A 15,365-nucleotide genomic window follows, 5' to 3' on the forward strand; every position below is an offset into this window, starting at 1 on the left:
ACAGCCGGTCAACTATTCCCGCTTATTTCACTCAAAAATCTGTCCGGGCAGCTTTAACTTCTCTTTGTACGGAAAGCCCGACTCATACGCGGCGAAGTCATTCGGATATTCATCGCAGACAGCATAGCCCTTCGGCGTAGCATATTCTCCGGTAATACCGGTCAGATAGCCGGGAATTAATTCCTTACAGAGAAAGAACGAAGCATCTGCTCCCTCCGGCAATCCGTGATACCTGATGCCGTATGCACTCGCGTACGTAAATCCGCTCTTGCCGTAAAAATCGATATTACCTTCAAAGCATACCGCACCGCAGCCGAGCGCCGTTGCTTTATCAAGGGAATAATCCAGCAGTATTTTTCCGTAGCCATGCCGCTTTAGTTCCGGCGCAATACAAATCGGACCCATCGTCATAATCGGAAGATCGCGTCCGTCATCAGTTTTAATCAGTGCCCTGACAAAGATATTCTGCCCGATCAGCTTCCTGTCTTTTTCCATCACAAAATCAAGCTCGTGCACAAATGCCGGATCATCCCGCAGCTGCTTGAGAATATAATGTTCCTGGCACCCCGGACGGTACACATTCCAAAAACTTTCTCGTACAAGGTTTTCAACATCACGGTATTCTTCTTTTCTTTCCAAACGGATGATATAGTCGTTTTTATTCATTGTGAGTTCCTTATGCAGAGAAATTTCTGTCCGAGTAGTATTGATAGGCAGTGTAGAAATGTCAATATGATGATGTAATATTGCACGAATAACCTATAGTACAAAGTCAACAAAACTTCCGGTATGATATCTCTAAAGTTGAAATTATATTGACATCATCAATAAATCTATCTACAATAAAGATAGAAGGAGTTACTACTATGGCACAGACAAACATAAATATCCGTATGGACGAGAACCTAAAAAAACAGTTTGAGGCTTTTTGTTCCGATATTGGAATGACCATGACAACAGCATTTTGCGTATTTGCAAAAACGGCGGTCAGGAAACAAAAAATACCGTTTGAAATATCAACGGATCCGTTCTACAGTGAAAGCAACATGGCTCACTTACGCAGGGGCATTGAGGCTCTGAATGCCGGGAAAGGCGTAGAGCATGAGCTTATCGAGGCATATGAATGAAAAAAATATGGTTTGATGAAGCTTGGGAAGATTATGAGTATTGGCAACTACAAGATAAAAAAACAATAAAGCGTATCAATATGCTGCTTAAAGATATTGAACGGGGAAGCTTTGACGGTATAGGTAAACCGGAGCCTCTAAAGGGCGAATTGAGCGGGTTTTGGAGTCGCCGTATTGATGACGTGAACAGGCTTGTGTACCGAGTGAGTAAAAATACTTTAGAAATCCTTTCCTGCCGCGGACATTACGATAATTAATTGAATTTTTTGAAAAGCCCCAATAGCATTGTAACGACAAGGTACTATTATGGAACAAGATCAGGAAAACGATTACAACCAAAAGTTTAATGGCGGAGTTTGGAAGCGGATTGTAAAAGAATTTGCGTTCTTTAAATTGCTCTTTATTTCAGGTTTTATTTTTTCAGGGCTTGAAGGAATCTGCGCAATTGCACAACCTAAAATCACCAACTATGTTATCGACGTTTTTGTAAAAGAGCAGAATTTACAGAATTTTATTCCGGTCGTCGTGCTGACCAGTGTCTTCATAGTGTTCGCAGTTCTCGTTACGTTTTTCTATATTATGACAATCGGCACGGTCGAAGTAAAGATGTGCAATCGCTTACGGATCCGCTGCTTTAATCATTTACAAAGTCTTTCTCTTTCATTTTACGATGCGAATTCAGTCGGCTCTCTTATGTCACGCATCACTTCGGATATCAATAAATTATCGGAGCTGGTGGCGTGGGGTGTATCCGATTTATTGTGGGGCTTTTTTATGCTGTTCGCGCTCATCTTTACGATGTTCCACGACAATATTAAACTCGCCCTTATTGTATTAACGACCTTCCCGCTGATTATTGCATTAAGCATTTATCTGCGCGCAAAGATATTAAAAGCGCAACGGAGAGTACGGGCGGTAAATGCGCAGCTGACGGCGGCATATAACGAAGATATCCAAGGAGCAAAGACGACCAAGACGCTCGTGCGAGAGGAGTTGAACGCAAAAGAGTTTTTCTCCAAAACAGAGAATATGAAGGCTGCTTCGATACGTGGAATTTTGCTTTCTTCTATTTTGATGCCTGCGGTACAGATTATCGGATCGGTAGGTACGGGACTGGTCGTCTTTTACGGCGGAAGCGCTGTTATCTCGCAGGCGATTAGTTTGGGACTGCTTGTTGCGTTCCTTTCGTATGTTACTCAGTTCAACGCCCCGCTTGCAGGAGCATCCGCGCTGTTTGCGGAATTGATATCGGCACAAGCAGCGGCGGAACGTATTTTTGCGTTGCTTGAAGAAAAGCCTGATATTCAGGATACGGAAGTGGTTATCAAAAAATACGGCACCGCACTCAACCCGACGGAAGTGCAGCGTCCTGCCATAAAAGGAACCGTACAATTTGAGCACGTATCATTTTGGTATAAGGAAAGCGAACCTGTTTTAACCGATTTTAATTTGACGGTGCAGGCCGGCGAAACGCTCGCGTTAGTCGGGTCTACCGGAGCGGGAAAGTCCACTATCGTAAATTTATTTTGCCGATTTTATGAACCGAAGCAGGGACGTATCTTAATTGACAACATCGATTACACCGAAATGCCGGAAACATGGATACACGAAAACCTCGGCTATGTATTACAATCACCGCATTTATTTTCGGGCACAATCGAAGAGAACATCCGCTACGGCAAGCTTGATGCAACGGAAGAAGAAATTATCGCGGCGGCAAAGCTTGTTGACGCTCACGAATTTATTTCCGCGATGCCGAACGGTTACCAAACGCAGGTAGGCGAAGGCGGTGGCTTACTTTCAACGGGGCAAAAGCAGCTCATCTCGTTTGCGCGTACGCTTGTGCGGAATCCGCGCCTGTTTGTGTTGGACGAGGCCACTTCTTCCGTCGATACGGAAACGGAACAAAAAATTCAAAAAGCGATTGCCGCCGTGTTGAAAAACAGAACCTCATTTGTAGTCGCGCACCGCCTTTCCACTATCCGCAATGCCGATAAAATCATCGTTATCGAAAAAGGCAGAATGATAGAAGCAGGCACGCACGAAGAACTGCTGCAGAAAAAAGGACACTATTATCAGCTCTATTCAATGCAGTTCCTACAGGAAGAAGAAGGAATGCCGCGGACCGACAGAGACAGAGCGTGATTGTTCTGTGTGCAAGGCATAAGCCCCTTGTACTCTGTGCAGTGTTGTATTGCTTTTTTGTAAACCCTTACGCAATGGTTAAGTTCTTTACCCACCGCTCTTTTTTTAATTGATGACCGGCGATGAGCAACTTAAAAAAATCACTCAGCTTTGCAAGGCCGAACATCGCGACGGGAGAAAGCGCAGTAAAGTAGGTAAAGATAATCATCACCGGTAGGAATACGATTGAGTTGACGCTGATATCCACCCATGCGCCAAGTTGCGCATCGCCGCCGGCGCGGGAAATTGCGAGCTGCGTGTTAAGATATGACCACAACGGCATATAAAGCGCGATGACCCATATAAGATTCCGCGTGATGATATGCGAGGCAGGCGAAAGCCGAATAAACACAACGGGAATAAGGAACACCGTCAGAGCTTCACAAATACCGACAAAAATACCGAAGATAAAAAAGCCTGAAAGGAACCACCGCGCCTGTTTGCGGGCTTCGTCCAATTTGTTCTGTCCGAGCGAGCTGCCGACAATAATACGTACGCAGGTAAAAATCACCGGAAAGATTAAAAAGAAAATATTTGCAATCGTCCAACCGGCTGCCATGCCCGCAACCACCTCCGCCCCGCCGCGGCTATTATACAGCGCGGCAACAATCGTTTCGGTTCCCACCCACGAAATATCGGAGGCAAACACCAGCCCGAGTTTTTTAACCATCTGCATAAACAGCGGCCAATGCACCTTCCACAGCGCGGTAATCCGCACGTAGAACGCAGGCTTTTTGACATGTACGTAGATAAGCAGGAGAACAACTTCAGCACAGCGGGCTATCAGCGTCGCGTATGCAGCGCCCTTCACCTCCAACCGCGGCGCCCCGAAATGGCCGTAAATCAAAATGTAGTTTCCGCAGGTGTTTATCAACGTAGAGATAATCGCGCTGTACATAATGATCTTTACCTTGCCGATGTCGCGCAAAGAAGAGGCAATCGCCGTTGAAAAAGCTATCGGAATAAAGGTGAAAAGGATAATATGCAGGTACCGCTGCCCCTCGGCTACGATTTCCGGTGCCTGCTGATTTCCGTGTACCAAAAAACCGAGTATATACCTCGAAAAAAAGAACGAGAAAAGGGTAAAAAGTACGGCGCAGGCGAGCATCATAATCTGTTTGAAGCGGTAGACCTGTCGCATCCCTGAGGCATCTTTTGCACCGTTAAACTGGGACATAAACATGCCGCCGGTTTCGGAAAACGTCCCGACTGTTACCAAAAAGAGAAAGGTAAATTGATTGGTGATATTGACCGCGCTCATTTTGATGTCGCCCAGCCCGCCGACCATAAAGTTGTCAATCAGCGAAACGAGGCTCTGTACAAAGGTTTGAATCATTACCGGTATGGCAAATCCGAGCGCCTGCCGGTAAAAATGGAGCGGTCCCAACGAAAATCTTTTTAATTGCATTTTCTGCCCTATAGGTCATCCTTTAACGCGGAAGATTTTGCGTAAGCCGTAGACTTTGCTTCAAAGAAATCTGTTTTGATGAGGTTTGCATTGCTGTACTGGCTTACCCAGCTCATGGAGGCGGGTTCTTCGCGGTGCCCTTCGTACAATGGTTCAAAACCGAGGTTTTCGCAGCGGAGGTTGCCGAGGTACTGAATGTAATCGGTAACCATGCCGCGGGTCAGGCCGGGAATGTCGTCGCCGATAACATAATGCCCCCACGCAATTTCCTGCTCGCAGCCTTCGCGGATCATGCTGCGGAACAGCTCGTTATTTTCCGGTGTGAATAGCTGCGGTTCTTCCTTTTGCAGCTCATGGATAATCGAGCGGAACAGCCACAGGTGCGTGTTTTCGTCACGGTTGATGTAGCGGATTTCCTGCACGGAGCCGGGCATCTTGTTGTTCCGTCCGAGGTTATAAAAGAACATAAAGCCGGAATAAAAATACACCCCTTCCAGAATGTAATTGGCGATGGCTACCTTCAACAAAGCCAATGCGCTCTTATCATCCTGAAACTCATTGTATAAGTCTCCGATAAACTTATTCCGCTTGAGTAGATGTGCATCATCCTTCCATTGATAAAGGATGGCTGTCCGCTCGTCGGGGGAGCAGATGGTGTCGAGCATATAGCTGTAGCTCTGCGAATGTACCGCTTCCTGAAATGCCTGAATGGTAAGGCAGAGGTTTACTTCGTTTGCGGTAATATACTGCCCGACATTCGGTAGATTCGCCGTCTGAATGCTGTCCAAAAAAATGAGGAATGATAAGATTTTATCGTAGGCTGTTTTTTCCGCGGGGCTGAGCTTACGATAATCCTGAACATCGGTGTTCATATTGATTTCTTCCGGTATCCAGAAGTTGTTCATTGCTTGCCGATACCATTCGCTTGCCCACGTATACTTCATATTGTTAAAGTCGTTGAGGTTTGTGGTATTGCCGCCTATCATTTTCCGTAAATGGACTTCGATATCACCTGTTTCGTTAAAAAGCTTTTTACGGGAAAGCACCGTTTTATTGTCTATCATAAAAATACTCCTTGTATCGCTTTAAAATATATCGGATTGCTGTTTTATAAAAGGGGGAATCGCTGCTAAATCATTATTAATTGGATTGTTCTGTAAATTGATCGGTATCAAATTCCAACAGGTAGTTGCTAAATACATTGATAACGGTTGTGTTTTCGTAAACGGTTACCCGCGGCGCCTGTAGGTCGTAAAGATGGATATGCCCATGTAAAAAATAGCGCGGTTTAAACTTCTTTATAAACCATAAAAAGCATTTAAACCCTATATGGCACGGATCGGGACGGTCATGAATGCCGAAAGGCGCCGCATGGGCGACAAAAACATCTAAATATCGTCCGTAACGCAGCTTGTTGTAAATGAGGCGCGGTACCAGTGCAAGCAACTGCATCTTCATTTGATGTTCGGTGTACTGCCCGATATCGCTATTATACCGGATACTTCCTGAAACCCCTGCAAAAAGTACATTGCCTTCTCGGCGTGTGGTAAAGCCGAGATACGTTGAACCATACCCTTCGGGCCGGATTTCGGCAATGGATTGCAAAGAGGCGTCCGCTCTAAGATTTTTATGATAGTACGGCAATGCACTGAGATTATGATTCCCAAACACAAAAAAAAGCGGTTTGTTCAACGATGAAACGATAAATTCCAAATACTCCATCGGTAAATCCCCGGCAGAAATCACAAGATCGACATCTTTGTACCGCTCTTTGATATTGACACTGTAAATGAGCGGATCGATTTGATCGGAAATGCAGAGGATCTTCATGCTATATGCCTTTTATCGTTTTTAGAATTGACTCCAGTTTGTCTTTATCGATTAGTTCAAACGGCCGGTTTTCTGCAAAACTTAATGCAGCCCGTGAAAAACCGCTTGAGGTGATGACGACAACTCGTACCAACCCTTGAGCTTTCATCTGTTCGTGTAACGAACGTAAAAAAGAATCACCGATGATGTCGCTATCTCGCGAATAGATAAAGAGTTTGGGCTGCTTCCGTACGTTCATCCATTTTTCGGAATTATCTTCCAATGCAATAATAGCACATCCCTGTTTGATCTCTTTTTGAGACTGAACCAAAAGCGCAAAGGCTTGTTCCGTAACTGTTTTACAGAGTTTGAGGAATGCCTCCGTGCTGACGGTAAGGTATTCTTTCATTAAATCATTTGAACGGAGGTCTCGATACTGGTTGAGCTTGTCTGTAACATCCTTGTAGCTCGGCATTACGGTGTGGATTGCTTCCCACTGCTCAATAGCGCGGTCAAGGTCTCTCATTTTTTCGTAACATGCCGCAGCCGCATAGCGGAGACGCAATGTATCGGGATTCGAATTTTTTGCAGTTGTGAGTTTTAGTGCGCGATCGAACTCGAAAGCAGCTTTTTCAAGACTGTTTGCATCAAGATAGCATAAGCCGCGTTCGGTAAAACACTTTTGCCGAAGATCCGCATTGCGGGCTGCCTTTTCAAATGAAGCCAGTGCTTGTGCATATTCTTTTGATTCACGGAGCAGCCGCCCTTGATAATATAACGCAGTCGTATTATCCGGTTCCAGCTTCAAGGCAGTAGCAATTTCTTGTTTTGCCTCGTTCATCATCTTACTGCGGAACAGGAGCAGTCCAAGAGCTGCATGGGCGGCGGCATGTTTTGAATTAAGATTAATCGCCTGCCGATAATGAAAGATAGCCTGTTCCGTTTTATTAAGCTGTTCAAAAAGCTGTCCGATTGCGTAATAATATTCCGCATTTTGAGGGTCAAGTTTTATCAGCAGTGCATATTCTGCGAGCGCTTCCATATGCTGTTGAAAACGTTCATATAGTTGTGCCGTTAAATTTCGGAATTCTTTTTCTTCGGCTTTTGATTCAAATACGGCCTTGCTGATGGTTTTAAACTCCATTAAAGCAAGTTCGGCGCGGCCGTCAGCCAAATAAGCTTTTCCAAGGAGATAGTGGGCTTTTGTATCACGCGGGTTTTTTGCTATAATGGCTTTTGCCCGTTTAATTGCTGTCGCATACTTGCCGGCATTCATATATTTTTCTATTACAGCTGTTTTTTTCGGTGAAATAATCGAACGTATCAGTAAAAAAGCTAATAATAGAACGAAAAAAGCAAGGACACCAATGAAACTAATAAGGTACAAAGACATAATTTTATGGTATAATTTTTGAGAGGTAATGTCAATGAAGCGTATTTGCCGTATATCGGCTCGACAATTGATTTCGATTGTTATTTATCTAATAATAGTTGCACCGGGCTTTACAGAAGATGCTTTAACGCAAGGCAAAAAATTTCTACTGAATAATCAGCCGGATAAGGCTGTACCGCTTTTCTATAAGGCAATGACAGACGGAAAGGGCGACTCTAAAATCAACTTGTATTTGGGGGTGTGCTACATCAGCCTCGGTAAATATGCGGAAGCCGAACAGCAGCTGTTGGCAGGTAAAAGTAAAGATGCGGCTGGCTCATATCTCTACTCATATAATCTGGGAAATGTTTACTTTTTGCAAAGCCGGTTTACAGAGGCGGAAGAAGCTTATACCGCGGCCTTGGCAGCGCGCCGCGCCTATCCGCCGGCTGTATTGAATAGAGCGAATACCTATATTAAATTGGAACAATATCCGCAAGCATTGGAAGATTATAAATTTTATTTAAATCTCGACCCCGCTACTTCCCAAAGACAGGCGATTCAGCGTATGGTATCGCTTCTAGAATCGGAACACCGTGAAGCGGAAATGATTCGAATGCAAGAAGAAGCACGGAGGTTGGCGGAAGAAGCCGAACGAAAAGCCGCAGAAGATCGGTATAAAAAACTGCAAGATGAAATAAATGCGAGTTTACAATCAGTAGATAATGCTTCTTCTCTTTCTGTCGGTTCGGATGAAACGTTAGACTATTCGGAGGATTATAATCTTGAATGATTTACACAAATATTTAATCGGAACAGCAGCAGGTATTGTACTATGTCTTTTAATTTGGGGCGGGTACTCTCTTATTTTCGGTGGGAAAGGGACAAATAACGTACCGATTTCAACAAATGAACTGAATGGCGGCGCTATTGGAACCGCTTCCGGGCAATCTTCCGATATTTTAGGAAATAACGGTTTCTTCGCAGCCGAAAATGACAGTAATGAACTTACGCAAGAGCAACAGGAGCGGCTTTTAGCTGCACAAGCTGCAAATGAAAGTCTTGCTAAAAAGTATGGTACCCAAGACGGAAGTAACCTACAAAATCAGCAAAGTTTATTGGATAGCCAAACGGATGGAACAGGGAGTGCCTATCCGGGAGTGTTCGGTTATGATGCGCTTGCGCTTAACCGCGGAACACAGGAACAGGAAACAGCGCGGGCAATCGGAAATCAAAAACTTGAAGAAGACCGTAATAAAGTACGCGGCTATATTGTGCAAGGAAAAAGTGCCGCTCAAAAAAATCAGCTGGACAATGCGCTTACCGCTTTTGAACACGCAGATGAAGCGATGCCTGATGACAAAGATTTTGAAGCCGCATCGTATCATGATATGGCATCATCCCTCTTTCTATTATCGAAAACAACGTCCGATACTCAGACTGCTCAAAAAGCCCGGGATGAAGCTGAACGGTATATAAAGAAATCGCTTGCAGCCCGCAATAATACGGATGCCCGCGAACTCTATAGTAATATTATAGCTGAATATCAAAAAGCAGCCGAAGCAAAGCGTCAGCAGGCGCTGTTAGCCCAACAGCAAGCGGCAGAACGCGCACGTAAAGAAGATCAAGCAGAGCAGCAGCGGAGACAGGTTGTAGAACTGATCGGACAAGGGAAAAACGCCGTAAACAAACGGCAGTTGAATAGTGCCGCATCGGCATTCGATAGAGCGGCTGCCTCAATGCCGGACAATAAACAGTTTGCAAGCGATTCATACACGGAGATGGCTGATGCAATGCTCAATCTTGCACAGCACCTCTCAAATCCGAACGATGTGCAGACATCGCTGAATAAGGCCGAAAACTACATTAAAGCAGCGCTTGCTGCACAGAACAGCTCCGGCGCCCGTAATCTTTACGCTAAAATACTTGACGCCCGCAAAGAGCAGGAGCGGCTTGCACAGGCAAAGGCCGAAGCCCAGCGTAAGCAGCAAGAACAGTCTGCCCAAGCCGCAGCACAGAAAAAAGCCGAGGAACAACGGAAAGAACAGGAGCGGCTTGCACAGGCAAGAGCCGAAGCCCAGCGTAAGCAGCAAGAACAGGCTGCCCAAGCCGCGGCGCAGAAAAAAGCCGAGGAACAACGCAAACAGCAGGAGCGGCTTGCGCAGGCAAAGGCTGAAGCCCAGCGTAAGCAGCAAGAACAGGCTGCCCAAGCCGCGGCGCAGAAGAAAGCCGAGGAACAACGCAAAGAGCAGGAGCGGCTTGCACAGGCAAAGGCCGAAGCCCAGCGTAAACAGCAAGAACAGGCTGCCCAAGCCGAGGCGCAGCGTAAGCAGCAGGAACAGCCGAAAACAGCGGCACACAAGCAGGTAGAAAATCTGATAGCGCAAGGAATAACCGCAGCACAACGCAAACAGCTGAATAACGCTATTCTTGCTTTAGACAGAGCAAGCCGCTTCATGCCCAAGGATGATGATTTTGCGGAAGAGTCTTATCGCAAAATGGCTGATGCAATGTTTAACTTGGCGGAAAATTCGACGGACAAGCAGACAAAATCGGGTGCTTTGAAAAAAGCCGATGAGTATATTAAAAAAGGACTTGCTTCAAAAAATACTTCCGAATCACAAGCGTTGGCTGCAAAAATTGCCGGCGCGCAATCGGCACTGCAAGCGCAAGCAAATTCCGCTGCAAAGCCGCAGACTGCACAGCAAACGCATCAGGCCGCGCCGCAAAAAAATACCGACGCAAATAAGGCAAACCAAGCTAATACGGCAAATAATGCAAACGCGCAAGCGGCAGCACAAGCCCGCGCTGCAGCCCAAGCGGAGGCTGCACAAAAAGCACAAGCAGAATTGCTGGCTAAAAAACATGAAGTAGATGCACTGGTGCAACAAGGCAAAAAATCCGCAGCAAGCGGCAATTTTGCCGCAGCGCAAAGCGCTTTCAGTAAAGCCGCGGCGCAAATACCGTCAGGAGATGCTGCTTTTGCGGCAGAACAATACAGGGAGATGGCCGATGCCATGCAGTCGCTTGCCAAGACCTCTCCTGCCCATAAAGACCAAGCGTTAAAAGATGCCGCCGACTATATTAAGAAATCGATAGCTTCTAAAAATGATGATGCCAAGGCTCACTATGTATATGCTCAAATTGCAGATGCCCAAAACAATGGATCGCTTGCAGTGCAGGAATTGGAAGCCGCTCGCCGGCTCGATCCGCAGAATGCTCAATATAATTATGAGTTGGGTAGAAAGTATTTTGCACAGAAAAAATACCCGCAAGCGCGCACTGCGTTTGAACAAGCCGTAAAATCCAATCCGCAATTTGAAGCGGCTTTTTTCAACCTCGGTATGACGCACAAGATTATGAACGCAAATGATGCCGCTCTTACGGCCTTTTCAAAAGCCGCAGCGTTAAAGCCGGATTACGTCAGGGCATGGATCGAAATGGCCCGTATGCAGGATAAAAAGCGCAATTACGGTGAGGCAATTAACAACTACCGAAAAGCGTTGTCATTGGAACCTTCGAACACCTCAGCATTAAAAGAGATGGCGCAAGTGTATTCAAAACAAAAAGATGCTCAACAAGCGGAACGCTATTTTAAAGAAGCGTTAACGCTCGGTGATGCCGATCCGGTAACATATTATAACCTTGCTGCGGTACAACTTGAACTCGGCAAGACGGCAGAAGCGTTACAAAATGCACAAAAAGCCTTAGCAGTTAACGATAAAGACGCCCGCTTTTTATACACGTATGGATTAGCACTTGAAAAAAACAACCGGCTGCGCGAAGCTGAAGATTACTATACCCGTGCGGTTACAGCTGACGGGAACTATAGCAAGCCACGTATCAACCTTGGACGGATTCAGCTTGAAGCCGGTCATCTCGACAGTGCTGAACAGCATCTCTTGGCCGCATATCGGGCGGAGCCTTCAAACTTTGAAGTGAATATGAATTTAGGAAAGCTCTACGGGCTAAAAAATCAGTACGGTAAAGCTATCGATTATTATACAAATGCGATAAAAATTATGCCGAAAGATATCGATGCCCGTCAAAATCTTGCAGCTGTCTACTTATCAGCAGGATTAAAAGAAAATGCACGCGATACCTATCGGGATATTATCAAAATAAATCCGCAAGCATGGGATAGTTACTATGAGCTTGGAAAAGTGTATATTAGTTTAGATAACAAAGCGGAGGCAAAGGCTATTTTTGAGCAGTTGCTTAAGCAAAAACCGAATTACCGCTATGCAGCAGAAGTGAGAAAGTTATTGGTTAATCTCTAAGAAATAGTATCTTTAAGGCGAGGACAACGATTATGGCATCAGGAGAAAAGAAACGGTTATTAAATCTTCCTATTAAGTTGGTTTTAACACAGGAAGGTTCAACTTTCTTTATTAAGCAAAATAAGAAACTGCTGCGGTTTACTCTGGCGGGGAATGTTGAAGAGTATGGAATCTCTCTGGATTCTTTTGTGCCCGATAACATTCAACGCCTCATCCTCGCAAACTATATTTCAAAGATTGAAATTTCGCAGTCGGAACTGGTTGCTTCACGCCAAGAAATTATGGACTTATCAAAATTGATTGTATTCTCCCTGTTATACCGGCAGTACGATATGTTCATATTCAAACAGATTTTGGCTTCGCCGGTAATAAAGAAATGGAACAGGCTCAATCCTGCAAATATTATTGATGAAAAAACACACATCAATCAACAATATCTGGCAGCGATTTTAAAGAAAAATGAAGACCTCATTTACAAAACAAAAAAAGAAATTCTTGCTCCGTTGTCTGCCTTTATCAGTAAAGAAGATCTTTCTCCCGCAGATAAAAATATGAAACTTTTTCTGAGTGAAAAATTCCTGAATAATCTGCGGCCTTTTATCTGGTTTATCATTACGAAATTTAAAGCAGCCCCGAATTTTGACCTTATTATACGGACAATCCGTACCAGCCTTACCGAATATATCGATAAAACTAAGATAGCCGAATATATCTCGCTGGTGTTGATGGAGCTTATTTTAAGTGCTGAAAATATAAATATGCGGAATGAGGCAAAGCAGCTATTCCCTAATATCGAAGATCCTCAAGATGCACTTTTCGATCCGAAAGTCCGCCAATTACTTATTGCCGAACTCAAACGGAAGGAAGTAAAGGTCTTTGTCTCATGGAAAATCGGAGGCGGTAGTACCACTTCGATCGGTACACAGGGTAAGATGCAAATTTCAGTGTATAACAAAGCTGATTCTTCAGAAGCGATAAAAGCAAGTATAAACGACATGAAAAAAGCGGATATTAATAAAAATTCGCTCATCGACTTTTATCGTGCATTACCGGAAGGATCGGATATATGCAGTCTTGGTATGTATTATATTTCGTATCTTATAGAACAATGCGAAAGCAGAAATGTTCACTTTGAATCCAGCGCGAGCAAATCGGCTTCCGATTTAACGGTTGTTAATCTTTCTTTTATGTTCTAGGCCGATGAAGCACCTGTCTTTTATCTGTCTGTTATCAGCTGTTTTACTGTACGCGTCATGTTCATTTAATACGCCGACTGTTGTACTGGTAAAAAAACAGCGGATATATAGCTATAATCAACAGGGGGCTTTAACGGAGCGGTTGGCCGTTTTTATGTTGCTTGAAGACGGTGACGGCAGAAATGATTATAAAGACTTGACGCTGCGTGAAGATACTACCGGTCTTGAATGGGCTCTTCATCGGGAAAACACCGTTTTTTTACAGGAAACAGGATATTCCAAGAATGCACAATGGGTCGGTTCAAATAAGTTTAAGTACCCCCGCCGTTTTTTTCCTGCGGGACAATATACGCTGAGCGCGTCCGACTTGGGCGGAAATAAAACGGAGACAACCTTTTCACTGCAAGCGCCGCAGATAATCACTTTTTTACCATTTGAATTTACACTGGAAAATGAGCAATGGACGCTGAACATTACCGATAGCAATGCGTGTTCATCTTTTTCATTGATTATGTTGAGTGCTGATTTACAACCTCTTACCGTATATCAACTGCAAACGAACGGCACGGACCGGCAAAACGGCGCGCTTACAATGTTTGAGAATAGACCCACGGATGTACGGTATATCCAGTGCTTTGGAGAAAATACAGATCAATCCATCGGCTTTCTTAGTACACCGCTCCCGTTGCCTTAGCCGGAATAAAACAGTTTAGATACCGGTATGAAGGAAGTCTATAAGCTGACTGTGTTTATAGGCTGCCATGTTAATCCGCCAATGCTTTAACCGGATCCAGCCGCGCGGCTTTAACCGCCGGTCGCAAACCGAAGAAAATACCGATGGTTATGGACACGGCAAATGCAATAACCGAACCGCTAATATTCGGGGAAAAGACCATCTTGAAATTGTCGGACTGAAAGACGGTTTGTACCAAAAGCATGCTAAGCCCTCCGCCAAGCAGCATACCGAATATGCCTCCCGTCAAACTCAACGTCGCGGACTCCACCAAGAACTGATTGCGTATTACCGCTTCGCTTGCGCCGAGCGCCTTGCGGATGCCGATTTCTTTTTTCCGCTCCGTTACGGTAACCAGCATAATATTCATAATGTTGATACCGCCGACCAGAAGTGACATAACTGCAATCACGGTAAGTACGACGCTGACCAGCCCGATTTGCGAATTGATTTGATTCATCAGATCTTTTTCCGAAAACGTCCATAAGGCGTTCTCTGTTTTGGCAAACGAATCGGAAAATGCCTTTATCTGCGTCGTTGCTTCGTCAATATATGCCGGATCGTAAATCTGCACCGAAGCGAGATCAGAATCATTTTTGCCGATACCCATATCCTCTGCAACAAATGACCGCGGCACCATAAAAGAACCGATACTGGAAAACCGATTGCGCGGCTTTACAACACCGCATACCTCAAACGAAAATGGAATAAACTGGCGTCCCTGATTATACGGAACGGTAAGCGTAACTCTTTTCCCGATAGCGTTTCCTTCGGGGAATAGCACCTTTGCTTCATCTTCAACCAGAATAATTTTATGCCGGCGATTCGCAAAATCATCAAGACTAAAACTCTTTCCATAAGACCATTCGTACCCGTTTGCTTCAAGCGCACCGTATTCAATACCGACTATCCGCTGATTTTTCAGATAAAACGAATTGTGCGACACTGTTGCGTTGAAAAAACCTGAATAAAATACGTTTTTTACGAGCGGTACATTTTTTTCTAATGCTTCACGGTATTTTTCAGTCAGTTTGATATGATGCTTTTGTTTATCAAAATCCCAGCGAGGCTCAATTTGAATCATATTCATCGCATCAAGGTTGAATAATTTCGCCATGCTTGCCTGCATAGAGCTGCCGATATTGCTGATAACCGTAACAACGGTAACGCCGATTGCAATCCCTAAAAGGGACAGTACCGTCCGCAATTTTTTGCTGCGGAAATTGCCGAACGCATTGATAAAATCTTCCCACATG

Annotated in this window: 13 protein-coding genes; 7 read left to right on the plus strand and 6 right to left on the minus strand. The window is 44.7% G+C overall.

Translation table 11 applies throughout. The annotated features are described in order from the left end of the window. Nucleotides 1-27: 27 nt before the first annotated feature. Nucleotides 28-666 carry a GNAT family N-acetyltransferase gene (locus E4N65_RS12005; protein WP_044014319.1) on the minus strand — a complete coding sequence of 213 codons (639 nt, stop codon included), beginning with the start codon at nucleotides 664-666 and terminating at the stop codon, nucleotides 28-30. Between the two features lie 200 nt (nucleotides 667-866). Here E4N65_RS12005 and E4N65_RS12010 point away from each other — a divergent pair, with 200 nt between their 5' ends. From E4N65_RS12010 to E4N65_RS12020, 3 genes are read left to right on the plus strand one after another with little or no spacing between them, the layout of a single operon-like run. Next, nucleotides 867-1,127 (plus strand): type II toxin-antitoxin system RelB/DinJ family antitoxin, encoded by a 261-nt coding sequence (locus tag E4N65_RS12010; protein ID WP_044014317.1) that lies wholly within the window; start codon nucleotides 867-869, stop codon nucleotides 1,125-1,127. Further along, nucleotides 1,124-1,384 (plus strand): Txe/YoeB family addiction module toxin, encoded by a 261-nt coding sequence (locus E4N65_RS12015; RefSeq protein WP_044014315.1) that lies wholly within the window; start codon nucleotides 1,124-1,126, stop codon nucleotides 1,382-1,384. The genes E4N65_RS12010 and E4N65_RS12015 overlap by 4 nt, the downstream gene beginning before the upstream one ends. 49 nt (nucleotides 1,385-1,433) lie before the next feature. Continuing rightward, nucleotides 1,434-3,272 carry an ABC transporter ATP-binding protein gene (locus E4N65_RS12020; protein ID WP_044014313.1) on the plus strand — a complete coding sequence of 613 codons (1,839 nt, stop codon included), beginning with the start codon at nucleotides 1,434-1,436 and terminating at the stop codon, nucleotides 3,270-3,272. A 67-nt stretch (nucleotides 3,273-3,339) separates the two neighbouring features. Here the strand turns inward: E4N65_RS12020 and E4N65_RS12025 are convergent, their stop codons facing one another. From E4N65_RS12025 to E4N65_RS12040, 4 genes are all read right to left on the minus strand, one after another. Further along, entirely contained in the window at nucleotides 3,340-4,719 is a 1,380-nt protein-coding gene (locus E4N65_RS12025; protein ID WP_044014311.1) for an MATE family efflux transporter, read from the minus strand. 8 nt (nucleotides 4,720-4,727) lie between these two features. Beyond that, complete coding sequence (locus E4N65_RS12030; RefSeq protein WP_044014309.1) at nucleotides 4,728-5,783, minus strand: ribonucleotide-diphosphate reductase subunit beta; 1,056 nt, start codon at nucleotides 5,781-5,783, stop codon at nucleotides 4,728-4,730. Nucleotides 5,784-5,859: 76 nt separating this feature from the next. Beyond that, nucleotides 5,860-6,549 (minus strand): metallophosphoesterase, encoded by a 690-nt coding sequence (locus tag E4N65_RS12035; protein ID WP_044014307.1) that lies wholly within the window; start codon nucleotides 6,547-6,549, stop codon nucleotides 5,860-5,862. A 1-nt stretch (nucleotide 6,550) separates the two neighbouring features. Beyond that, nucleotides 6,551-7,804, minus strand: a complete 1,254-nt coding sequence (locus E4N65_RS12040; protein ID WP_235619784.1) for a tetratricopeptide repeat protein — start codon at nucleotides 7,802-7,804, stop codon at nucleotides 6,551-6,553. A 151-nt stretch (nucleotides 7,805-7,955) separates the two neighbouring features. On the opposite strand from E4N65_RS12040, the gene E4N65_RS12045 reads away from it, so the two are divergent. Genes E4N65_RS12045 through E4N65_RS12060 form a run of 4 tightly spaced genes read left to right on the plus strand, consistent with a single transcriptional unit; the run spans nucleotide 7,956 to nucleotide 14,070 of the window. Further along, a complete protein-coding gene (locus E4N65_RS12045; RefSeq protein ID WP_044014303.1) occupies nucleotides 7,956-8,693 on the plus strand; it encodes a tetratricopeptide repeat protein in 738 nt (245 codons plus the stop codon). Continuing rightward, on the plus strand, nucleotides 8,686-12,180 hold the full coding sequence (locus E4N65_RS12050) for a tetratricopeptide repeat protein (protein WP_044014301.1): 3,495 nt from the start codon (nucleotides 8,686-8,688) through the stop codon (nucleotides 12,178-12,180). Before E4N65_RS12045 ends, E4N65_RS12050 begins: the two co-directional genes overlap by 8 nt. Nucleotides 12,181-12,212: 32 nt before the next feature. Continuing rightward, nucleotides 12,213-13,376, plus strand: a complete 1,164-nt coding sequence (locus E4N65_RS12055) for a DUF8084 family protein (protein WP_044014299.1) — start codon at nucleotides 12,213-12,215, stop codon at nucleotides 13,374-13,376. A gap of 4 nt (nucleotides 13,377-13,380) precedes the next feature. Then, nucleotides 13,381-14,070 carry a hypothetical protein gene (locus tag E4N65_RS12060; protein ID WP_253673388.1) on the plus strand — a complete coding sequence of 230 codons (690 nt, stop codon included), beginning with the start codon at nucleotides 13,381-13,383 and terminating at the stop codon, nucleotides 14,068-14,070. A 70-nt stretch (nucleotides 14,071-14,140) separates the two neighbouring features. On the opposite strand, the gene E4N65_RS12065 is transcribed toward E4N65_RS12060, so the two are convergent. Next, a complete protein-coding gene (locus tag E4N65_RS12065) occupies nucleotides 14,141-15,364 on the minus strand; it encodes an ABC transporter permease (RefSeq protein WP_044014295.1) in 1,224 nt (407 codons plus the stop codon). Between the last annotated feature and the right edge of the window lies 1 nt (nucleotide 15,365).

This window comes from Treponema sp. OMZ 855 (assembly GCF_024181145.1).
In the GTDB taxonomy this organism is placed as follows: Bacteria; Spirochaetota; Spirochaetia; order Treponematales; family Treponemataceae; genus Treponema.

Bases quoted from the DNA above. Each gene is read 5' to 3' on its own strand.
- E4N65_RS12020 (WP_044014313.1), top strand. From the start codon at position 1,434: ATGGAACAAGATCAGGAAAACGATTACAACCAAAAGTTTAATGGCGGA.
- E4N65_RS12010 (WP_044014317.1), top strand. From the start codon at position 867: ATGGCACAGACAAACATAAATATCCGTATGGACGAGAACCTAAAAAAA.
- E4N65_RS12055 (WP_044014299.1), top strand. From the start codon at position 12,213: ATGGCATCAGGAGAAAAGAAACGGTTATTAAATCTTCCTATTAAGTTG.
- E4N65_RS12040 (WP_235619784.1), bottom strand. From the start codon at position 7,804: ATGAATGCCGGCAAGTATGCGACAGCAATTAAACGGGCAAAAGCCATT.
- E4N65_RS12005 (WP_044014319.1), bottom strand. From the start codon at position 666: ATGAATAAAAACGACTATATCATCCGTTTGGAAAGAAAAGAAGAATAC.
- E4N65_RS12045 (WP_044014303.1), top strand. From the start codon at position 7,956: ATGAAGCGTATTTGCCGTATATCGGCTCGACAATTGATTTCGATTGTT.
- E4N65_RS12030 (WP_044014309.1), bottom strand. From the start codon at position 5,783: ATGATAGACAATAAAACGGTGCTTTCCCGTAAAAAGCTTTTTAACGAA.
- E4N65_RS12035 (WP_044014307.1), bottom strand. From the start codon at position 6,549: ATGAAGATCCTCTGCATTTCCGATCAAATCGATCCGCTCATTTACAGT.
- E4N65_RS12015 (WP_044014315.1), top strand. From the start codon at position 1,124: ATGAAAAAAATATGGTTTGATGAAGCTTGGGAAGATTATGAGTATTGG.
- E4N65_RS12065 (WP_044014295.1), bottom strand. From the start codon at position 15,364: ATGTGGGAAGATTTTATCAATGCGTTCGGCAATTTCCGCAGCAAAAAA.
- E4N65_RS12025 (WP_044014311.1), bottom strand. From the start codon at position 4,719: ATGCAATTAAAAAGATTTTCGTTGGGACCGCTCCATTTTTACCGGCAG.
- E4N65_RS12060 (WP_253673388.1), top strand. From the start codon at position 13,381: ATGAAGCACCTGTCTTTTATCTGTCTGTTATCAGCTGTTTTACTGTAC.